The organism is Clostridia bacterium, from assembly GCA_034926675.1.
Classification (GTDB): Bacteria; Bacillota; DTU025; order DTU025; family DTU025; genus JAYFQW01.
Genome location: JAYFQW010000035.1, coordinates 1 through 22,248 on the forward strand (window position 1 = coordinate 1; position 22,248 = coordinate 22,248).

General features: G+C 59.4%; 18 protein-coding genes and 1 pseudogene. All 19 read right to left on the reverse strand.

Annotated elements, in window-relative coordinates:
* Nucleotides 1-376: 376 nt before the first annotated feature.
* Nucleotides 377-1,057: pseudogene (locus VB144_09410) on the reverse strand (type I restriction-modification system subunit M N-terminal domain-containing protein).
* 866 nt (nucleotides 1,058-1,923) lie between these two features.
* Nucleotides 1,924-2,448, reverse strand: a complete 525-nt coding sequence (locus VB144_09415; GenBank protein ID MEA4883852.1) for a NapC/NirT family cytochrome c — start codon at nucleotides 2,446-2,448, stop codon at nucleotides 1,924-1,926.
* A 37-nt stretch (nucleotides 2,449-2,485) separates the two neighbouring features.
* Nucleotides 2,486-3,130, reverse strand: coding sequence for a redox-sensing transcriptional repressor Rex (locus VB144_09420; GenBank protein ID MEA4883853.1), 645 nt, complete (start codon nucleotides 3,128-3,130; stop codon nucleotides 2,486-2,488).
* Nucleotides 3,127-3,603 carry a SoxR reducing system RseC family protein gene (locus VB144_09425; GenBank protein ID MEA4883854.1) on the reverse strand — a complete coding sequence of 159 codons (477 nt, stop codon included), beginning with the start codon at nucleotides 3,601-3,603 and terminating at the stop codon, nucleotides 3,127-3,129. The genes VB144_09420 and VB144_09425 overlap by 4 nt, the downstream gene beginning before the upstream one ends.
* Nucleotides 3,600-4,148 carry an ATP-binding protein gene (locus VB144_09430; GenBank protein MEA4883855.1) on the reverse strand — a complete coding sequence of 183 codons (549 nt, stop codon included), beginning with the start codon at nucleotides 4,146-4,148 and terminating at the stop codon, nucleotides 3,600-3,602. The genes VB144_09425 and VB144_09430 overlap by 4 nt, the downstream gene beginning before the upstream one ends.
* A 66-nt stretch (nucleotides 4,149-4,214) precedes the next feature.
* Nucleotides 4,215-5,009 (reverse strand): PHP domain-containing protein, encoded by a 795-nt coding sequence (locus VB144_09435; GenBank protein MEA4883856.1) that lies wholly within the window; start codon nucleotides 5,007-5,009, stop codon nucleotides 4,215-4,217.
* A gap of 1 nt (nucleotide 5,010) precedes the next feature.
* Nucleotides 5,011-5,355, reverse strand: a complete 345-nt coding sequence (locus VB144_09440) for a DRTGG domain-containing protein (protein MEA4883857.1) — start codon at nucleotides 5,353-5,355, stop codon at nucleotides 5,011-5,013.
* The gene (locus VB144_09445; GenBank protein ID MEA4883858.1) at nucleotides 5,352-6,674 is read right to left on the reverse strand and encodes a [Fe-Fe] hydrogenase large subunit C-terminal domain-containing protein; all 1,323 of its coding nucleotides are present in this window, start codon (nucleotides 6,672-6,674) and stop codon (nucleotides 5,352-5,354) included. The genes VB144_09440 and VB144_09445 overlap by 4 nt, the downstream gene beginning before the upstream one ends.
* 67 nt (nucleotides 6,675-6,741) lie before the next feature.
* Nucleotides 6,742-7,224, reverse strand: a complete 483-nt coding sequence (locus VB144_09450; GenBank protein MEA4883859.1) for an ATP-binding protein — start codon at nucleotides 7,222-7,224, stop codon at nucleotides 6,742-6,744.
* Nucleotides 7,225-7,229: 5 nt separating this feature from the next.
* Nucleotides 7,230-7,616 carry a DRTGG domain-containing protein gene (locus VB144_09455; GenBank protein MEA4883860.1) on the reverse strand — a complete coding sequence of 129 codons (387 nt, stop codon included), beginning with the start codon at nucleotides 7,614-7,616 and terminating at the stop codon, nucleotides 7,230-7,232.
* Nucleotides 7,617-7,733: 117 nt separating this feature from the next.
* Nucleotides 7,734-8,360, reverse strand: a complete 627-nt coding sequence (locus VB144_09460) for an SPOR domain-containing protein (protein MEA4883861.1) — start codon at nucleotides 8,358-8,360, stop codon at nucleotides 7,734-7,736.
* An 85-nt stretch (nucleotides 8,361-8,445) separates the two neighbouring features.
* Nucleotides 8,446-9,216, reverse strand: a complete 771-nt coding sequence (locus VB144_09465; GenBank protein ID MEA4883862.1) for a hypothetical protein — start codon at nucleotides 9,214-9,216, stop codon at nucleotides 8,446-8,448.
* Between the two features lie 2 nt (nucleotides 9,217-9,218).
* Nucleotides 9,219-10,529, reverse strand: a complete 1,311-nt coding sequence (locus VB144_09470) for a folylpolyglutamate synthase/dihydrofolate synthase family protein (GenBank protein MEA4883863.1) — start codon at nucleotides 10,527-10,529, stop codon at nucleotides 9,219-9,221.
* A 16-nt stretch (nucleotides 10,530-10,545) separates the two neighbouring features.
* A complete protein-coding gene (nth, locus tag VB144_09475; protein ID MEA4883864.1) occupies nucleotides 10,546-11,316 on the reverse strand; it encodes an endonuclease III in 771 nt (256 codons plus the stop codon).
* Complete coding sequence (locus VB144_09480; protein ID MEA4883865.1) at nucleotides 11,313-13,973, reverse strand: valine--tRNA ligase; 2,661 nt, start codon at nucleotides 13,971-13,973, stop codon at nucleotides 11,313-11,315. The genes nth and VB144_09480 overlap by 4 nt, the downstream gene beginning before the upstream one ends.
* Nucleotides 13,974-14,391: 418 nt before the next feature.
* Nucleotides 14,392-16,479 (reverse strand): elongation factor G, encoded by a 2,088-nt coding sequence (gene fusA / locus VB144_09485; protein ID MEA4883866.1) that lies wholly within the window; start codon nucleotides 16,477-16,479, stop codon nucleotides 14,392-14,394.
* Nucleotides 16,480-16,640: 161 nt separating this feature from the next.
* Entirely contained in the window at nucleotides 16,641-17,891 is a 1,251-nt protein-coding gene (locus VB144_09490; protein MEA4883867.1) for a hypothetical protein, read from the reverse strand.
* 149 nt (nucleotides 17,892-18,040) lie between these two features.
* Nucleotides 18,041-19,372, reverse strand: a complete 1,332-nt coding sequence (locus VB144_09495) for a cyclic 2,3-diphosphoglycerate synthase (protein MEA4883868.1) — start codon at nucleotides 19,370-19,372, stop codon at nucleotides 18,041-18,043.
* Between the two features lie 297 nt (nucleotides 19,373-19,669).
* Nucleotides 19,670-22,153, reverse strand: coding sequence for an endopeptidase La (gene lon / locus VB144_09500; GenBank protein MEA4883869.1), 2,484 nt, complete (start codon nucleotides 22,151-22,153; stop codon nucleotides 19,670-19,672).
* Between the last annotated feature and the right edge of the window lie 95 nt (nucleotides 22,154-22,248).

A 22,248-nucleotide genomic window follows, 5' to 3' on the forward strand; every position in this document is an offset into this window, starting at 1 on the left:
CTGCCGCCGGCTGACGCAACGATGGCGCTGCCTCCGGTTGAGTAGGAAACAGCGCATCCTATCGGCTCTCCAAACCGGCTGAAGCACGGCCATGGAATCGCACGGGGCACAGCGCCGCCGCCGGCAAGGAGCCCCTGATGCGGCTCCCAGGCGGCGGCGCCCACCGATGGAACTGCGGCATCAGCTTTCAGCAGTTCCGCAGATGTGGCGCACGTATCGGAAGAGCCAGGTTGCGTGAGGCGGCTAGAGGAGACTCGGGAGTCTGAACGCGAAGAGAATCACAACGGCAATTTACACCACTTGACAAGACGTGACCCACCCCTTTTCCGTCGCATCCGAAGGTTTCCTTAAATTGTATCCAACTCGTCAGCATTATTTCGTAGATCGTGTTGCCCGCCTCGGGCTTGGTGAGCTGAACCAGGAGGCGCACGACCTCGACAGGAGTGTAGAACTCCCCGCCTTTCTTGCCTGCGCTGTCGGCAAAATACTTGATAAGGTATTCATAAGCCGCGCCCAGCAGGTCGGGGAATTCGAAATTGTCATTGACCAACACGAATTGAGGTTGGTTGAAATGGTCCAGCAGGTCTTTCCACTTCTGGTCGGGGATCTTGGTCTTGCCTTTGACGGCGTTGAAATCGATGTTGTTCTTGAGCACTCCGGCGAGGGCATCGTTTTCGTCTTCAATCGCAGCTATCGCCTTATTGAGCATATTGCCGATATCGTATTTCAGGTCCTTCAGCGCTGGAACCGTTTCGCCGTTTTCGTCGATCCACGACTGATGCCAGCGAGCGCGCACAGGAACAAAGAAGGTCTCGCCGTAAGATGTCTTGTCCTCAAGGAGCTCGTCAATCAGTTCGGGCCTATCTTTCAGATGAGCAAAGGACTCATGAACCAAGTGTTCGCGCCTGAGATCGAACTCATCCGATAAACGCTTAAGAAATAGCATGCCGAATATGAATTCTTTGAACTCCGAAGCATCCATGCTGCCACGCAGGATATCGGCAGCCCTGAGAAGGAAGTGCTCCAGCTTGGAAAGGGTTATCTTTTCGGTAGACAAACGAAACTCCCCCTGCGCCGTGAATCTCTGGCATAGTTCGTCAGAACGAGACGATGTCCCTGCAGCGGTTGGGGCTAGATCAGCGATGTGCTCTACTGTGCCGCGAGCGAAGACGAAATGCCATCGTTTGAGAGCCCCAACTGATTGAACTGCTCTATCCTGGGCACGGTGATGGGAGACGGCGAGACGATCAAAAGATGTGAACTCGGATAGAGGCCAGAGAGCGGGCACTGCTCCCATCGCGTTCCACTTGCCGGGAGATCCCAGCCGCGCAGCCACACCATCGCACCGCGCCACAGCGCAGCCGCCCCGCCCCGCTGCCCCGATCGATGGCTTAACCTGCAAACCCGCAGGGTGATCCGGGTTGATCCAAGGGGTGGTTACTATCTGTCCATCGAGAGGCAAAGCCTGCATCAGAAGTGTCCACCCAGTGCTGCTCGTGCGTCCGGGCCCCCCGAATCGCACAGCAACTGGGATCGAACCAGGCAAACTGGGACTCAGGACAGCCCCGCCTGCCCTCAAAACCCGCCATCATGCCGAGGGGTGGTGAATTACGATCCAGCGAAACGCGAAGGCTGCACAGAGAATGACCAGGGGGTGGATCGCAACTGTCCACCCCACCGTGGTTCGCAGGATCCGAGCCCGAACACGAGCCCAAACCCGGGGTAGGAGCCGAAGCCGAAGCCGATATCAGAGCAGAGCCCGCGCCGCCGCGGCTCCCTTCTGAGAAGTATGTTCTCAGCAACAGTGAGCGTTGGAATGAGGTTGAAATGAAACCGGGCCTCTCGGCCCGGTCCTTATGTAATTGCCAGTCATCCTAACTCACAGCCTACGCCGCGCCAGTACGCCAGGGCATGCCTATCCGCCTACCACTTGTGGCATTTCACGCACTCGTCATCGTTCTCGATCCACTCTGCATGGCAGCCGATGCAGGTATCGTGGGAGATGCTCACCGGTGCTGATCCATTCTCTCCGTGCACCTGCCCACCGTGGCATGCCTGGCAATCAAGCCCAACTCCCTCATGGAGGGTGTGCGGGATCTTCATTGTCTCAGTCTCGCTGATGCTCTTGGCCTTAGGGTGGCACCTCAGGCAGAAACTCTCGTCCGCCTCAACCTTGAGGTCCGGCGTGGCCCCTGACTTCTCCACCCTCTTCATGCGTGCAATATTGAGCATGCCCCGGACCCATCCGCCGACGCCAGGTCCTGTGTGACAATCCCAGCACTCTACGTTCTTGTGGTTTGATTCCTTCCATGACTGCGCATACGGCGCCATCGAGTGGCATGAACCACACGACTCCGACGCCTGCTCACGCCTCGAGGCTGCCACAGCCCCTCCAATTGCTACGACGAGAACGACCAAGATGATAGCCTGCAGCTTACGCGTAGACAACTGACGAACCTCCTTTGTGATGAACGGGCTGCCCCAATTAGTCGGTGTAGAATGCCAGGCTCTGGAGCTCGAGGGTTAGGTCAGATGCATGGACCTTAACATCCTCAGGCGCAGTGAGGTTCACTGGCGCGAAATTGAGCACTGCCTTTATCCCCGCAGCCACGCACTGATCCATCACTGCCTGCGCGTGATCGGCCGGCGCCGCGATCACGATTATCTTGAGCCCAAGCTCGCTGATTCTATCCCTCAATTCATCCACATGAAAGACGGGAACGCCTGACTGCTCAGATCCGATCTTCGAAGGATCCACATCGAATATCGCAGCAATGTGCAGCCTATCTCTGACCACGCTGCCTGAACCGCCGTGGGTGTCAACGTGATAGTGAACGAGCGCCCGCCCCAGGTTTCCGAATCCCACCAGCCCGATATCTGTCCTCTCGCCCAATCGGAGAATATCGTGGAGTTGAGAGATGAGGTATTTCGCATCGTAACCGATGCCCTGTTTGCCGAATTCCCCAAAGAACGTGAGGTCCTTTCTGACCTGCGCCGGGGTTAGCCCTGTCCATTGCCCCAATTCCTGCGATGATACGATGACGTGGTCTCTCCTTGCGTAGTCCTCAGCTGCCCTGAGATAGAGAGGCAATCGCCTCACGACCACATCTGGTATCCTGCTCTTCCTCATTTGCTGCCCCCTGGCCTCTCGCATTTGCCCATAGCTGAGCATTCTAGGTTGTCGGGGTCAACCACCTCTGTCGCCACCGACATGAACGAGGAGGCCCCGACCGATCGGTCGTAAAGATGAACCCCATAGTATCCAAGGGCAAGGAAGAGGAACCCGCCGATAGCCGAGGCCAGTGAATGACCGATTACGAGGCCTGCCCTGCTTGCCGCAGCCGGCCCCAACCCAAGGCCCGCTAGGAACGCAAGCAACGGGACTCCATATGCAAGCCCAGCTGCACGCATCAGCTCGCGGCCGGAAAGCTCCAACGCCACGGTGTCGCCTACATCCGCACCTGCCTCGTTCCTCACGGTCACGGCGTGAGGCGCGTTGTTTCCCAGCTGACATGCGCCACAGCTCTTGCACGCCGTTGGCCGGCTTACCAGCACCTCGACATGATCTCCGTTCAAGCGCTGCACTACCCCATACTGCCTCATGCCGACCCACCAAGCCCCCTCTCACCCTCTGCGATGAAATCCCGGATGAACAGGGCCACCTCGGGAAGGCTCAACGGCACATCTCCAAGAGCGGCCCGAATCTCTCTGGTATCCACGTGAAAAGATCTCTCCCCCCGCACGTGATTATACACGAAATCCACGTTTGGGTTACATACTGCCAGCACACGAAATGTGTCAGCCATGTTGCCCAGAGGCGCGCGGTCGATATGCGAGAGCCCAAACACCGCAGTGACAGTCGCCCCAGCGCCACACGAGCTGTCGATCCCGAGACCGCCGCCGCATCTTTCGGCCGCGGCAGCGAAAAGCGGAACTCCCAGGCCGACAGGGCGAGTAATGCGTGAGGTCACGAACGGGTCTACGATTCTTCGGGCGGTCTCTGGATCCATCCCGGATCCGTCGTCGGTCACACGTATGGTCATGGAGTCTGCTTGGGCATTCTCGATCACGTCGATCTGCACAAGCCCGGCGCCCGCGGAAATCGAATTCTGCACGATATCGAGAATGTGAAGCGATAACTCTCTCATGCTGATCCCCCCGCCACTGAAAACGGCCAACCCCGCTGGAATTGCGCAGCCTTGCCTGCGGCCAGTCTATAGGACCTCCACCCGTCGGCCCCCCACTCCGCGTAAGGCCATGATGATCTCCGACGCCGTAGGCGCCTCAGCCCAGATGAGCGAGGAACCAAGTCCAATCTCGTCCAGGGAGTGAGCATCTGATGAACAGACGAGCGTGCGCCCTACAATGGCAGGGATGTGTGCAAAGGCCTGAGTTCCGCAGGTGTTGCGGGATATCTCGACCGCAGGTATGTCCAGGTGTTCAGGGATGAAACCAAGCTGCCCCAGTATGCTGAATGAGGGCCTGTCTACATGTGCTGGCAAGCAGATCCCGCCGAGCTCTGCAGCGCGGAACGCCACATCGTCCACAGACAGGCGCGTGGGTGCAGCAAGAAGCGCATGTTCCTCCCGGATTTCACCTGTGGCAGCGTCCTGCACCCATTGCTCTCCGAAGATCTCCCTTACATTGACTCCCGGCGCCCTCGCAATCGCCACTTCGCGCTCCCACTCCCCCAACGCCGCCAAGCTCGGGAGCAGCACCAACAGGTGGACGTCTTCCACGGTCGACACTTCCATGCCCGCGATTACGGTGAGCACGGATCGGCAGGGGTTCGCATTCACATCCGCCGCCGCAGCTTCCGCCGCCGCCTCCGCGTTCGCTTCTGCAATCGCCCGGGCCACGTTGCCGCCAGTGTTGTGGTCGGTGATGGCAACGACATCGATCCCCACCTCGCGGCATCTCCTCACGATGCTGCCCGGGCTCATCTCCCGGGAGGCGCACGGCGAAAGGAAGGTGTGTACATGCAGATCCGCCGCGAAGGCCCGGGGCATTCTACACTTCCCCTCTCACTCCGAGGGCGTACATCTTTCCTACTGTCTCGAAGGCCGTCATCCGCGTCGTCAGAACCGGTATTCCACGGGCCTCCGCCTTCTCCACCGCATCGGCGTTCATCGTAAGTCCTCCGACTACAACTACTGCCGACAGGTTAAGCAGCGCAGCAACTGCCACGACATTCTGATGAACCTGCGAGGTAACCCATATTGCCCCATCCTTCGCGCGCCCCATCACATCGCTGAGCAAGTCGGATGAATACCCCGCCTCAACCTCGCGATCCAAAGAGCTGCACCCTGCGATGCACACCAATCCGAGGGCATCTGCGATCTCCCTCAACGTCATGGCAACGACTTCCCTTCTCGTTTCCCCATGGACGGCACGTCTTTCTTTGCGAGCCTGAGCAGTTCCTCGGCGACCTCCTGCATCCTCTCTCTCAGCTTGAACACGCAGTCTATCTCCGATGCCCTCCCGCATGCGATGTCTTCAGCGTGGGACCTGCATGTTGGAGATCCGCATGCTCCGCAGTCTAGGCCCGGAAGGCCCTCCACCATCCGCTCGAGTTCACTCATCTTCATTATTGCCGTCTCAAGGCACGCATCAAGCTCAAGGCCTGATAGGGGCGGAATCTCACCGGATATCGAGAAGAACTCCTCGCCCAGCTCGTCCACAGTGCCGATAGCAGATGCAATCGCCTCAGCCGTGTTTCCCTCCAGGCTCTCGGAGATCTCCCTCATCCTCACCCTGGCCACAAATGGATTTTCAACGGTGACCGGCCCCCCAACACATCCTGCTGGGCAGGCCAGGGCCTCGATGTAATCCACTCCAGAGAGGCGCCCTCCGTCCGCCTCCTCAAGCACGCCGAGAACGTTGTGGATTCCATCCACTGCGAGAGAGTTCCGAATCCCGATGGCACGGAGTTCTCCTCCGTTTCTCGCCCATCCGAACCCCAGAGACGAGCCTCTGTGCATCGGTCGCGCGACCCCGTTCGCACCGAGGCGGCTTACGATCTGTCCGTAGATATCAGCGATGGATATAGCCCCATCCACATACGATTGCACAGAGCCCACAGGCGCAATGGCAGATGTTACCTTGGCCGCACACGGAGTTATGAAGAACACGCCGATTCGGGCGTCGTCGATGCCGAGGCTTCGCGCGGCCTCCAGCCTGCTGACCCTGGCCGCCGCGTACATCGGGCTCTCCACCCTGGCTATGTGCGGGATAAGACCTGGGAAACGCACCTGGATGAGGCGGACCACAGCCGGACAGGCAGCAGATATCAAGGGCCTGGGCTCGGGGTGACTGGAAACATACCGACGGATGCACTCTGTCGCTATGTCCGCGCCGTACGACACATCGCACACGGAATCGAAACCAAGCTGTAGCAGTGCCCACACCACTTCGTCAGGGTTTTGGGCCCGTCTGATCTGCCCATACAGAGTTGGCGCAGGCACAGCTATTCGGTAATCGAAGCGCATCAGGTCATCGAGGGAACTGGTGATCACGGCCTTCGCGTGGTTCTCGCATGTACGCACACATTCGCCGCAATCGATGCACCTTTCGACGCTGATCACGGCCTTTCCCTCCCGAACCCTGATGGCCTCGGTAGGGCATCTCTTGATGCAATTCGTGCATCCTTTGCATTTGTCCTCGAGGAGTCTCACGGAATGGAATCTGGCAGTCAAGTCCGCATCAACCCCTTCACGACGTCGACGATAGCAGAGCCTCCCCCTAGTTTACGCCGATCACGATCGTCACTACGGTGCCTGCACCCATATTCGATTCGATGTTGAACAGATCGGAGCATCTCTTCATGTTCGGCAACCCCATTCCGGCCCCGAATCCCATCTCTCGCACCTCATCTGAGGCGGTGGAGAAGCCCTCGCGCATAGCAAGTGAGATATCCGGTATGCCGGGGCCCTCGTCCCGCGATGTGAGGGTGATCCGCCCCGAATCCACCACAAGAGACAGACTCCCGCCGATTGCGTGGATCACCAGGTTCATCTCAGCCTCGTAGGCCGCCACGGCAGCCCTCCGAACTAAGTCGGATGAGATGCCGAGCTGCCTGAGGATCTGCTTTATCCTGGCCGCTGCCTCGCCGGCCGCAGCGAAGTCGTATTGGACGATGGGGAATTCCATGGAGATCATGACCCCGCTCGCCCCATCCGCACCTCCCGCCCCGCCCGCGCCCTCTGGCTGCCCGCAGCAGCTCACGGCCCTCACACCCCAGAGGCCGGAGAGGGCCCGTGCTGCTCGCGAATGTAAGTGCCGCTGATTCCCGCGCCGTACAGCACTCCGCAGGTCTCAAACAGAGGCAGACAGGTTGCCATCAGAGGGATTCCCCGCTCACGCGCTAACGCGATCACGTCGTCGCTCGGGCGCTTGCCCCTTACGAATATTATGCCTGAGAGGCCCGCCACCTCAGCGGTCCTCACTACCTGAGCGCTTGTAAGGCCGGTGCAGAGCAGCGTGTTCTCATGAGTGAATGCTAGAACATCGCTCATGAGGTCCGCACCGCAGGCAGTGTCGATCTCCAGAACCGAGAGCTTGTCCTCGCCTGCAAGGATCTCAGCCCCGATGAGCTTCTTGATCTCACCTAGCTTCAAGGATTGTCCCTCCATTTGCCGCAGCTGAGTGCGTTGCCACGTGTGCTGCCGCGCCCGGAAAGCCGAGCGGGTGGCCCGGCCGGCGCAGTAGGCGCCTGCCGGGCCTTCACATGGCACTCACTCAACGATCACCACTTCATATCCTTGAGATGTGAGTGCATCACTGAGAGCTATTGCGTTCTCCCTCCGCGCAAAGGCCCCGACCTGCACAGAGTAGGGACCCCCGCCTGCCACGTAAATGGGATAACCCTGTGCTTCCAGTTCAGCCGCAACAGCAACTGCTGCCTCCTTGGTCCCGAACGACCCCACTCTGACCCGGAACAGCGGGCCTGAAAGCGCCGCCGCCTGAGTTCCCGAGCCAGATGAAGTAGTTTTGGAAGCGGCAGCGGCCTGCGAACCTGGTGAGGTCGACTCTGCTGACGGACCGGTCGATGTCGCTGTTGCTGTTCCAGCGGCGACTGTACTTGAGCTCGCGCTGGATTTCGGAACATCGATCTTCGGAACAGCCGCGGAAGGCTCCTTCGACGAATCCGTCGCACCGGAGTCGCCCGTGCTCTTCCATGGGTAGTAACTGTAGCCCGCATCTGCTGAGTCGCTCTTGGCCTGCGAGCCCCGGTTGGGGTTCATCAGGCTCAGCACCTGCTGCCCGATGAGCCAGCCCACCCCGATCGCAGCCACACTCACCAGGACCACGGCGAGGATCCACGACAGGGCGCTGCTTGTGGATGCCCGTTTGACCGGCATAGACGATCCCTTCCTTTTGCTCGAATCATCCGGCACGGGGCATGGCCCCGTCTCAGTAGATACTTCTATTCGGTAGTAATACCACTCATTCCTGACTGATTCCTTCCCACGGAGGCAACATGAACCTATCCACTACGAAAGCGGGCGCCCCGCGATCCCGGGTGATAGCGCTAACAAGGCCAGGGTTGGCCTGTTCAACCCCTCGTGAGACGGCGAAGAACCTCACCGGGACATCAACACGCAGTGAAAGCTCTTCTGCAGCATCCAGGCCGGCTCTCACCTCATCCAGAGTGCTCTCGGCGCCGAGGTTCGTGTTGGACACAATGCCAGAGCACGACAGGCGGGACGCACGCTCTACTGCACGAAGCATCGAGATCATCTCATCCAACGTAGAGGAGAATGGCCTGAGTGTGTTGACAACGTACAGCATATCATAACCGGAGCGCTCCAGATGTATGTGGAACCGTCCGATGGCGCGGGCGCCGTCATCATCCCCACCCATATCCACAACGACCTGCACCAACGGATCATCAAAGGCCCCGAATATCTCCGGCGACACTGCAGGCAAGTCCGCCATCTCGAAACTGGCCATGGTGGAGACCACCCTGATGCCACGAGCTCTGAATCCCTCCGCAAGTTCCCTCGACCGGAACATGGGCTTCAGTATGTCGATATCCACTAGGGTCACGGGGCGTCCTTCATTGGCGATCGCCACTGCGAAGTTGGCCGCAAGTTCCGTCTTCCCGGAGCCGAACGCGCCTGTGAACACAGTAATGCGCGAACTGCGAAGCGAATCGATTCCGGCCTCCCCCAGATATCTCTGACGATTGCGGGCATCATCTACCGAAGGCGTCAAGATCAGTCCCTCCACATCCCTCTTACTTCGCCGATGAGATACAGCGAACCAGACACCACCAGGAGTGAAGCGCCGCGCGTGCGCGCCTCCTGTAGGGCTAGCTCCACACCTCGGCCGGCCGGGCACTCCACACGAGCATCCACCCCGGTCGCTTGGACGAGCGACGCTATGTCGCTGGGCTCCGCCGCCCCGGAACGGGTGTGCTCAGGGGCAGTGGCAATCACCAGATCGAAATGCGGCGCCAGTTCGGCCACGATCTGGTCCACCCGCTTATCTTTGGAGCACCCGAGCACGAGCACGCGCTGGCGCGCGCGTCGGCCCGAGCCTCCCATGATGTCCTCTACCGTGCGTGCAAGTGCGCGAGCGCCATCAGGGTTGTGGGCGCCATCGAGGACCACGGCAAAGGGAGATGTCTGAACCACCTCGAACCTCCCTGGGTGAACCACCGCTGCCAGCCCCAGGTCGATCTCGCTCAGGGATACGCCGCCGAGCACGCCCAGGGCCGCCATTGCCGTAGCGCAGTTCTCTGCCTGATGCCGCCCTACAAGGGCGGTTGTTACTCGAACACGGCCGAAGCCAGGCATGTCGACCTCCATGGCAGCGCCCTGCATGCCAACGGATGCCACGCTGAACCCGACATCGCGCCCCACTGCTATCGAAGGCGCGCCCACATCCCGAGCAGCGCTCTCCAGCACCGCAAGCGCCTCCGGCTCCTGTGGCGCAAACACAACAGGGACACGAGGCTTGATGATGCCAGCCTTGTCGGAGGCGATCTCCCCAAGTGTGTTCCCAAGCTGCTCCATGTGGTCCATTGCGATATGGGTTATAACGCAGACGCTGGGAGTGATCACATTCGTGGAATCGTACCTGCCGCCTAAGCCCACTTCGACTATTGCGATCTCCACACCCGAGCGCCGAAACCATTCAAAGCACGCGGCGGTCGCCACCTCGAACTCGGTTGGAGCGCCCACAGCAGGGTCAGCAGCGAGGCGTTGAATCGCAGGAACCATGTTCGAGATGATCCCCGCCAATTCATCCTTTGGGATCTCCTGCCCGGCTACGCGCATGCGTTCGGTGTATCGCTGCAGGTGCGGCGAGGTGAACAGCCCGGTCCGGCGGCCAGCTGCCCTAAGCACCGACTCGATCATCGCGGCAGTAGATCCCTTTCCATTCGTGCCGGCGATATGAACCGCGCGCATGCCGCGCTGCGGGTTCCCCATCGCCTCCAGCAGGCCCGCGGCTCTATCCAGCCCGGGCTTAATACCGAACCTGGAGAGGCCATGCAGATACTCCATGGTTTCATCGTAGTTCATCAGCTTCCACCCCACCTCAGTCAGACCGCAGCGGCCCTTCACCAGAATCCAGCGCCGCCTGACACCCCGGCCTCACCTGGCACAGGTCGCACGCCGGCTTTCGGGCATGGCACGTCCTGCGTCCATGCGTCACCATGTTCATGTGCAGCTGGTAGGTGATGTCGGCAGGCATCGCCCGAGCGAGCTCAGCCTGGGTCTCAGCCAGGTCCTTCGTGTGCACCAGTCCGAGCCTGTTGGACACCCTGTGAACATGAGTGTCAACCGGGAAGACCGGCCGGCCCAAGGCGAAAAGGAGCACACATGCAGCGGTCTTCGGCCCAACCCCAGGAAGCGACGTAAGGTAGCCGAACGCCTCCTTGTCGTCGATGCCCCCGAGCATATCAAGGGAGATACTCCCCTGCTCTTCCCTGATCCTGCGAAGAACCTCTACGATCCTGGCGGATTTGATCTCCGCCAGGCCTCCGACTCTGATCAGATCCGCGATCACAGCCGCAGGTGCATCGGCAACATCCTCCCAGCTGGAGAAGGCGTCCCTGAGAGATGCATAGGTCCTGTCGGAGTTCACGTCCGACGTGTTCTGCGTAAGTATCGTGTGAACTAGCTCACCCACAGGATCGCCGTGAGGCCGCAGGGGCTTAGGGCCATACATGGCCTCAAGCCCCCGGTTCACCCAGCGCAGGCGTTCCGTAAGCGCGCCCCGAGGGGATCCATCGCACCCGCCTGTGTGTATGCCTCCACAGTCCTCGGCGCAGCCAGACCCCATGCTCACGTGCTTTTCGTCTGTCACTTCGTAAGCTCCTCGATCCTGGCCCTGACCTTCGCAAGGCTCAGCTCTGTTTCGGCGAGCTTGTCTCGGTGCTTCTGCACGACCTCAGCCGGCGCCTTCGCAACGAATGACTGGTTGGCAAGCCTGCCCCGCGAACGTTCCACCTCCGCCTCAAGAGCCTCAACTTCGCGGGTGAGCCGCTCTGTCTCCTTGCTGATGTCGATCATGCCCGCAAGCGGCAGGTAAACCTCAATGCCCAGGGCAACTGCAGCAGCGGCCTTCTCCGGCTTTGGCTCTGTGGTCGGCCGGATGGATGCACTCTCAATCCCTGCGAGATGCGACACCATCTCCAGATTGGCGGCAAGAGAGCCTGCGGCATCTCCGTCGGCATGGAATACCGCCTCCACTTTCCTCGAGGGGGCCACATCGAACTCCGCCCTTATGTTCCGGATCGCTCGAACCGTCTCCATGAGAGCGGCCATCTCCGCTTCGGCCTGCGCGTCTAGCGCACAATCCTCCATCACCGGCCATGGCGCGATCATGATGCTCTCTCCCACGTGGGGCAGGTGCTGCCAGATCCCCTCCGTGATGAACGGCATGAACGGGTGAAGCAGCTTGAGCGCCCCGTCGAGCACCTTCCATAGCACGAACTGCGCCGTACGTCGACCTCGCGCGTCATCCTTGCTGTACAGCCTGGGCTTTGCAATCTCTATATACCAATCGCAGTACTCGCCCCAGATAAAATCGTAGATGGTCCGGGCAGCCTCTCCAAGATCGTACCTCTCAAGCTGCTCGGTGATCTGCCCAGCCACTCTGGAGCACCGCGAGATGATCCATCGATCAGCCAGTGAAAGCTCGAGGTCGGGCGGAAGCGAGCCGTCGGTGGGCGCCTCGAAGCCCTCCAGGTTCATCTGCACGAACCGGCTTGCATTCCAGATCTTGTTCGCGAAGTTCCGCGAGGACTCCACCTTCTCCGGGCGCCACCTTATGTCGTTTCCAGGAGTGTTTCCGGTTATCACGGTGAACCTCACAGTGTCTGCTCCATATTCCTTCACGATGTCAAGGGGATTGACCCCGGTTCCCTTCGATCGGCTCATCTTTGACCCGTCAGCATTCCTTATCAGCCCGTGAAGGAGTACATCAGTGAACGGCCTCTCCCCGGTGAACTCCAGGCTCATGAAGATCATCCTGGCCACCCAGAAGAAAATGATATCGTACCCGGTCACCAGTACCGACGTTGGATGCCACTGCTCAAGCTCAGGCGTATGCTCGGGCCAGCCCATTGTGGAGAACGTCCACAGACCCGACGAGAACCACGTGTCCAGGACGTCCGGGTCCTGCTCCACCCCGCCCCCGCACGCGGAGCAGGAAGACGGATCCTCGATAGACGCGAACATGTGGCCGCAATCACGGCAATACCACACAGGGATCCGATGGCCCCACCATAGCTGCCTGGAGATGCACCAATCACGCACATTCTCCATCCAGTTGAGATAGGTCTTTGTGAACCGCTCGGGAACGAACCTTACATCCCCTTCTACCACGGCTCTGACCGCGGGCTCCGCGAGAGGCGCCATCTTCACAAACCACTGCTTTGATACCAGCGGTTCCACGGCAGCTCCACACCTCTGGCAGTGGCCCACAGCGTGAGTGTAGGGCTCGGTCTTTTCGAGGAGCCCGGAAGCATCGAATTCGGCAACAACTGCCCGCCTGCACTCCTCCAGAGAGAACCCGGCGTACTTCTGCGCATCGGCCGTCATATGCCCGTCCTTCCCTATCACGGTGATGGACGGCAGGCCGCACCTCTGCGCTATCTCGAAGTCATTTGGGTCATGAGCAGGTGTAACCTTCACAGCCCCGGTCCCGAATTTCGGATCCACGTGAGCGTCGGCAACAATCGGGATCTCCCTACTCACGATCGGGAGTGTCACATTGCGCCCGACCAATCGTGCGTATCTAGGATCCTCGGGGTTTACCGCCACGGCCGTATCCCCGAGCATCGTCTCAGGACGAGTGGTGGCGACTGTGATGAAGCCCGACCCATCCGACAGAGGGTAGCGCAGATGCCACAGGCTAGTCTCCACATCCTCATGCTCCACCTCCACGTCGGAGAGTGACGTCCCACAGCCGGGGCACCAGTTCACCATGCGGTCTCCCTTGTACACCAAACCCTTGTTGAATAGGCGCACGAATACCTCTCGCACTGCCTTTGAGCACATCGAATCCATGGTGAACCTGCTTCGCTGCCAATCGCAGGAAGCGCCGAGCTTCTTCTGTTGCTCGACGATCTCGTCGCCATACTTGCTCTTCCACTCCCACGCGATCTCGAGAAACCTCTCACGCCCGATATCAGCTTTGGAGAGGCCATCCTTAGCGATGCTCGCGGTGACCTTGGCCTCCGTCGCGATGCTGGCATGGTCAGTTCCAGGTATCCAGCAGACATTGGCGCCCTGCATCCTCTTCCACCGGACAAGGATGTCCGGGATTGTCACATCGAGTGCGTGCCCTAGGTGAAGCGTACCCGTGATATTCGGCGGAGGCATCACCATGGTGAAGTGCTCTCTTGCAGGATCAGGGTCTGGCTCATCGTGGAAGTACCCACGGTCGAGCCAGAACTGGTACATCTGTTCCTCGATCTCCTTTGGATCGTATGCTGTCGGTATGTCCGTTCCTCCCATGTGCCTCTCCTGCCTCCCATGTGAATGGTCCAGTAGCAAAAGAGCCTCCCCGCCCACCGTAGGGCGAAGAAGGCTCTCCTTCGCGGTACCACCTCTCGGCAACGCCGGCGCCCGAGTCCGCTCGCCAAATGGCCCGCGGACACGCGCAACCATGCGCAACTCTCTTCGGCTTTAACGGGCCACCCGCCCGGCCCTACCCAGCGTCCCAATTGGGGTATGGGCGCCTTCAGGCCAGTCGCTCGGGAGCGACCTTCGCGCACGCTTGCTGCCAGGGCGCCTTCCAGCCGTTGGACGCCCCTCTCTTTGGCTGCGCCTGCGCTACTCCTCCCCGTCATCGCGTCTTCAGTATTTGATGCATATCATATCATATTCCGACAGGCGTGCAACAGCGCGCTGCCATCGCCATCCAACACCCGCGTTATGCGTTCTCCTTTTGCTTCTTCGCCTGCTCGATCACTGCCGCAGCCACGCTCGAGGGCGCCTCTTCGTAGTGGTCGAACTCGGTGACGAAGGATCCGCGGCCGCCCGTCATCGACCTGAGGTCGATGGAATACTTGAACATCTCCGCCATTGGGACCAAAGCCTTCACGACCTGGTATCTTCCCTGAGGCTCCATGCCAAGAATGCGCCCGCGCTTCTTGTTGAAATCCCCCATGACATCGCCCATGTACTCCTCTGGCACCGTGACCTCGGCCTTGACAATGGGCTCGAGGATGATCGGGTTCGCATCAGCGCACGCCTTCTTCAGGGCGAGCTGGGCGGCGATCTTGAAGGCCATTTCGGAGGAGTCAACAGGGTGGCTCGAACCGTCAGTCAGCGCGCACTTGATGTCGACTAGGGGGTAGCCAGCCTGGATGCCCTCTGGCAACGCCTCTCTGAGCCCCTTCTCAACGGCCGGGATGAACTGCCTCGGGACCGATCCTCCAAACACCCTATCTTCGAACTCGAAGCCAGAGCCTGCTGGAAGCGGCGAGACCTCGATCCACACATCTCCGAACTGCCCGCGTCCGCCGGTCTGCTTCTTGTGCCTGCCCTGCACCAGCACAGTCTTCTTTACTGTCTCGCGGTAGGGCACCTTCGGAGTATCAAGAGTGACCTCTACGCCGAACTTCCTCTTAAGACGGTCGGCAATGATATCGAGGTGCACTTCGCCCATTCCGGCAACGACGAGCTCGCCGGTTTCCAGTTCCTTTGTGTAGCGCAGAGTGGGATCCTCTTCGAGAATCCTCACGACGCCCTGCCCTATTTTATCTTCATCGCCCTTGGACTTCGGCTTGATGGCCATGGAAAGCACAGGGCTTGGGAATTTCACGCGCTCAAGCAATATCGGCTTGTCCTTATCGGAGAGAGTATCGCTTGTAGTGGTGTCGGTCAGCTTCGCTACGCCCGCGATATCTCCAGGGCCGACCTCAGCGACTGCCACCTGCTGCTTGCCTTTCATAAGGAACACTTGGCCGAACCGCTCCATCTTCTCCTTGCTCGCGTTGTACACCTGAGAGTCAGACCTCACGATGCCGGAGTACACCCGAAACATCGTTATCTTGCCTACGTACGGGTCAGCGAGGGTCTTGAAGACCAACGCAGAGAATGGCTCAGCCTCTTCTGGCTTCCGCTCAGCACTCTCCTCGGTATGGGGAAGATGCCCGCGAGCGGCGCCTACAGCTACAGGAGATGGGCAAAGAGAGACGATGGAATCGAGAAGCGTTTGAACGCCCACCATGCGAAGGCCCGATACGCAGAACACCGGCACTACCGTGCCTGTTGCCACGCCCATGGCCAACCCGCGCTCGAACTCCTCCTGAGTGAGAGACTCCCCCTCGAGATACTTATTGAGCAGATCCTCATCATTCTCGGCGGCATACTCCACGAGCTTATCCCGGTACTCCTGAGCAATATCGGCGAGATCCGACGGAATGTCGCCGAGGGTGAAGCTCTTGCCGGTCGCATCATTCCATGTGCAGGCCTTCATGTGGACCAGGTCCACCACTCCACGGAACTTGTCGCCCTGGCCGATCGGAATCTCGGCGACTGCAACATGATTGCCAAACGCGCTCTGCATAGAATCGATGGCCTTATCGAAATTGGCATTCTCACGATCTATTCGGCTGATCACCGCGATACGCGGAATCTCAATGTCGTCTGCACGGCGCCACATGAATTCCGTGCCCACTTCGACGCCGGATACCGCATCCACCATTACCATGGCCGCGTCAGCGACGCGGAGCGCCCCCACTACCTCACCGACGAAATCGGAGTAGCCGGGGGTATCGATCACGTTGATCCTGCAGCCGTTCCACTCCACGGGAGCGACCGAGGCATTGATGGATATCTTGCGCCTCACCTCGTCTGGATCGTAGTCCATAGTGGCTGAGCCGTCGTCCACGCGGCCGAAGCGGTCAACGCCGCCGCTCAAGAAGAGCATGGCCTCGGTGAGAGTCGTCTTGCCCGCCCCACCGTGGGAAACGATAGCGAGGTTCCGCAGTTGATCCACCCTGTATTTCTTCAAGCGATCTCCTCCCTTAGACGCGTCGCCCGCAGCTGTCACATGCGTTGCCAATGACCCATAAAGGCTCACTGTAATATTCTACACTCTAGCGGTTCGGGAGGCAATAGCAGATCGCCATCGGATCGCAGTTCGCGCTGGTTGAGTCATTATCGTATCTCGTTCTAGAACTTGAAGGAAACGCCAACATCTGCCGAAGGCTCTGCAACAATCAACTCGGCTGCGCCTTTGGCTTTCTCCACAGTCACTTTCCATCCGATGCCGCCATCGACAGTCACCCCGTTCACCGGACCTATACGGGCTGACAACCCAAGCGACGTGGTAGTCTTCCGGCTTGATGCGTCTGCCTCGGGAGGCTGCACGCCATCTGAGGGCTCCTCGTCATCACCCTCTGCATCAGTGTCTGGGGCCCAAGTGGAGGTCATGGCGCCGCCGGCGGTCAGCTTCACCCCACGCAAAGGCTCCCATCCAAAGCTGAGTTTAGCGGATGCCTTGGGGGATAGCTCAGAATCAGGCCGACCAATGAGCTTGGAGCACCCGAGGCTAGCTGCCGCATCAATGCTCCACACAGCTAGCGGCCTGTAGTTCAGAGAAGCAGACGCGCTGATCCCGGCCACGTCCTTAGCAGGGGCGAACGCCCACTTCTTCATGTCCATCCCCACATCGAACTCGAGCGTGTGCTGCTTACCAGGTTTCCATCTGCACGCCATTCCAAGCGCGCCTGCTGAGTAGGACTTGCCAGGCGAGGCCGGATACTCCCGTCCCCTACCGGATAGCTGCGCCGATGCCATGATCCCGGGAGCGGGTTCCCATCCCAGCGCCGCAGATGATGCCCAATGAGACGAACTCCACTTGGGATTGCCAGGCATCAGTTTCCTGCCCACTTCAGCGTCGCTCGTGAAGCTGAGCTTTGGCCGTTCCCAAAGCAGCCCCGAGAGCTTGGCAGTGCACACGCCCTCGACGTAGTTCCTGGCGCTGTTGAAAGGATAGTCCCTGACAGCTGCGGAAGTCTTGCCCTCTAGCTGCCAGGGACTTACTGACTTCCCAGTACGCGCCCGCGCGGCCAACGATACATCACTGTGACTTGATGCAGGCTTGGACCAGGATGCCGAGTTCGCATAGGCCATGCTGCCGAAGAGACTGCCCCACGTTTCGGAGTGGGACACGTCGGCCGAGGCCTTGACGACGAGCGAGCCGTCAGAAGCCGAACGCGCCGACAGCAGCACTGCACCCGCCTTGTAGGATGCGTTCACGTCGAATCCGGCGCCATATCCCAGTTTCAGATCGAGCGAAAGTGACCGCGTCGCCCCTGCCCCCCATGCCGGAACGGCGAGAGCAAGAACCAGCGATGCCGCCATCGCTGCCGCAATCACTTCATGACCAGGCCTTGGCCTAGCAGAGTGTTGAAACCGCACAGCAGATCACCTCCGCAGGGTTTGCGCCTTGCGAGGATGCCTCCGTACCGCGTCGGCACGCCTCCATGGTACCATTCACTGGAATGATTGTAAACCGATGGAGAGGGTGATTCTGCAGCCACCCTTCGGGTGATCCTGTGCGTTCTCCGCTATTTGCAGTTCCGCCGAAACACTCTAGCCCGGACTATATCGGCTAGGTCAGGGCCTGAGACTTGCTCAAGATCATATCTCACCCTAACCGCAGGCTTACGGATACTCAGAACGCGCCTGAGGTCGATTGGGGTGCCGATGACAACAACGTCGGCATCGGAGTTGTTGATGGTCTGTTCAAGCTCTGACACCTGCCTCTTGCCATAGCCCATAGCAGGCAGAAGCGGTTCTAGGTGATGGAACCTGTTCAGCGTATCCACTATGCTTCCTACTGCAAACGGCCTCGGATCCACGAGAGAGGCCGCCCCGAACTGGTGCGCAGCAACAGTGCCCGCGCCGTACCCCATCCCGCCGTGGGTCAGTGTGGGGCCGTCCTCAACAACCAGGACCCGTGCGCCCCGGATGGCCTCGGCATCATCAACTCGAACAGGCGATGCAGCCTCGATTATCTGCGCACTCGGATTGATGCCAGCGACGTTCCGGCGCACCGCGTCCACATCCTCACGCTTGGCGGTGTCGACCTTGTTGATGATCACAACATCCGCCATCCTCACGTTGGCCTCGCCTGGATGGTATGACATCTCGTGTCCGGGCCGATGCGGATCGGCGAGGGTGATCATGAGATCCGGCGTGTAAAATGAAAGGTCGTTGTTCCCCCCATCCCACAGAACCACATCAGCCTCCTTCTCCGCCTCGCGGAGAATCGCGCCGTAGTCAACACCTGCGTACACTACGACACCCCGATCGATGTGGGGTTCGTACTCCTCGCGCTCCTCGATTGTGCACTCGTGCTTGTCCAGATCCTCATATGTGGCGAAACGCTGAACCGCCTGGCGCGCCAGATCTCCGTACGGCATCGGATGCCTCACTGCAACAACCCGGAGCCCGGCGTCGATCAGCACCTGGCTTATGTATCTCGTCGTCTGGCTCTTGCCCACTCCTGTGCGGACCGCGCAAACCGCTACGACCGGCGCCTTCGATTTGATCATGGTCGTGGCCGGCCCCATCAGGCGGAAGTCGGCGCCAGCCGCGAGCACTGCAGATGCCTTGTGCATGACATCGACATGGGCGATATCGCTGTAGGCGAACACCACCTCAGTCACGTCATTCTTCTTTATCAGGTCAGTCAGCTCGGTTTCGGGGTGAATCGGAATTCCGTTCGGGTACAGCTTTCCTGCGAGCGCCGAAGGATAGACTCTCCCGGCGATATCAGGGATCTGAGTGGCTGTAAACGCAACCACCTCATACCTTTCGTTATCCCTGAAGTATACGTTGAAGTTGTGGAAATCGCGCCCTGCGGCGCCCATGATGATAACCCTGGTCCTCACCATCTGTTCGCCTCCACGCCCCTTTCGAGAATTCGCGCACACCGCTTCATGCATACCCTGCGTAGGGTTATGGTACACAAGAAGGGGCAACTGCATCCACTGGCCTGCGCCAAGAGGACGATCCGTGAATGCAGTAAACCGTATGTATATGCACTCGTGCATACTCATTGGTGTAGATTCGATTCCGTGCCGTCAATTCCTTCAGAGAGTAGAGACAAACTGCATCAGCACATCATCTCAAAACAGCAGCGCAACCCTGATGGGTTGCGCTGTTTGATCCCGTTGCATTGCCGCGCTCGCTCAGCACGACACTGGCGGCTGATGGTGATGGGGGACTGGCGGAGGCAACATGTCCTGAGGGCGAATCTTGATGGGAGGGCCCACCGGTTCTCCTGTGTCCGCACTGTTCATGCCTAAGCCCTCTCGATCAGCTGACTTTCGATGAGTCATGGCGACTGCAAGCACCTCATCCATGTGGGCAACCGCTACGAAGTGCATATCCGACCGGATGTTTTCCGGGATCTCCTCAACGTCCTTTCGGTTCTCCTCAGGTATGATGACTGTACGGATGCCGGCTCTGCGCGCCGCGAGAGCCTTCTCCTTGAGCCCTCCTATGGGGAGGACACGTCCGCGGAGGGTGATCTCGCCTGTCATGGCTACATCGCTCCTGATAGGAACGCCAGATAGCGCCGACGCCAGTGCGGTCGCCATTGTGATGCCTGCCGAAGGCCCGTCCTTTGGTATCCCTCCCTCCGGGATGTGTATGTGGATGTCCGCCTTCTCGTAGAAATCCTCAGCAATCCCAAGCTCACGGGCTCGCGACCTTACGTAAGTGTATCCGGCCTGCGCCGACTCGCGCATTACCTCTCCGAGCTTCCCGGTGAGCATCAGTTTGCCGCTGCCCTTCATCGCCGATACCTCTATCGCGAGGATATCCCCACCTGTTTCAGTCCACGCAAGCCCGGTGGCCACACCGACCTTGTCGTCGGCATCCACGACGCCATACCTGAACTGCGGAACGCCCAGGAATTTCTGAAGGTTCCCACTGTTCACGTTGAACGGCCCCTTCGCGCCTGCCACCACCTCGCGCGCCAGCTTGCGGCAGATCGAACCTATCTGCCTCTCCAGGCCGCGAACCCCGGATTCCCGAGTATACAGCCTGATGATCTCGCGGGTCACATCATCGCCCACAGCAACAGCATCGGCTTCCAGGCCATTCTCCCGCACCTGCTTCGAAATGAGGAACCTGCGGGCAATCTGCAGTTTATCCTCTTCTGTGTAGCCTGGAATCGATATGATCTCCATCCTGTCCTGCAGCGGGCGAGGGATCGAGTACAGGTTATTTGCCGTCGTGATGAACAGAACGTCTGACAGGTCTACTGTGACTTCCATGTAGTGATCTCCAAACTCGCAGTTCTGCTCTGGGTCAAGCGCCTCAAGCAGGGCTGCCGACGGGTCGCCTCGGAAATCGGCAGACATCTTGTCGATCTCATCCAGAAGGATGACAGGGTTCATGCTGCCTGCCTGCTTCATGATCTGAACTATCTTGCCAGGCATAGCGCCCACATATGTGCGCCGATGCCCACGGATCTCCGCCTCGTCACGCACTCCGCCGAGGGAGAACCTCACGAACTTGCGGTCAAGCGCTCGGGCTATGGATTTCCCGAGAGATGTCTTGCCCACTCCGGGGGGGCCGACCAAACAGAGGATCGGACCCCTCAGGCTATCTGCGAGCTGCCTCACGGCCAGGAACTCCAGTATCCTCTCCTTGACCTTCTCCAGCCCCCAGTGATCCTCATTCAGGATCTTCTCGGCGGCCACGATATCCAGACGGTCTTCAGTTCGCACGCCCCACGGTATGGACAGAAGCCAGTCGAGATAGTTGCGCACTACAACTGACTCCGCAGCCATAGGCGGCATGTGCTCTAGCTTGTCCAGTTCCCGCACTGCATGATCGAGAGCCTCGGAGGGCAACTTCGACTCATCGATTCTGTGCCTCAGCTCGTCTACCTCCGCGGCCTTCTCGTCCTTTTCGCCCAGTTCCTTCTGGATTGCCCGAATCTGCTCACGGAGATAGTATTCCTTTTGCGTTTTCTCCATCTGTTTTCGTACTCGCTGGTGTATTTTGCGCTCCAGTTCGAGGATTTCCACCTCACGCGATAGGAGCACCGAGAGCGTCTCAAGCCTGCTCTTTACGTTGAGCGATTCCAGAACAGACTGTTTGTCTTCCACGCGAAGAGGAAGATGGCCCGCGATATCGTCAGCAAGTTTCCCAGGATCATCTGTTCCTGCCACCGACACGACGATTTCCGCAGGTATCCGTTTGGATATCTTCACGTACTGCTCAAAATCCCGCATTACGTTCCTAGAGAGAGCCTCAACTTCCATTCCGCGCTCTTCCTCGGTGGCCAGGCGCCTGACCCTTGCCATGTAGCATGGATCGGACGCGACATACTGGAGTATGCTTGCGCGTTCCATGCCCTCCACGACGACCCGCACCGTCCCATCAGGCAGTCGGACCAGCTGCTTGATCTCTGCAATCGTCCCAAGGCTGAATATGTCATCTGGTGAAGGCTCGTTTATCCTAGCAGCTTTCTGAGCGGAAAGGAGAATGAGCTTCTCGCCTGACATCGCCTCATCAAGGGCAGCGACGGATCTATCTCTCCCTACCTCTAGGGGTATCGTCATTCCAGGAAAAAGCAGGACACCCCGAAGAGGCAGAAGTGGCAGCACTCTCTGTCCTGCTGTGTCGTCCCCAGTTTTCGTCTCTTCCGCTCTAGCCACGGGTCTATGCACCTCCTGATTGCACGCTACCTATTCTCCTCCTGCCTTCATACTCCTTCAGGAAATGCAGGTCACGGAATCCAAAGTGTGGTGTA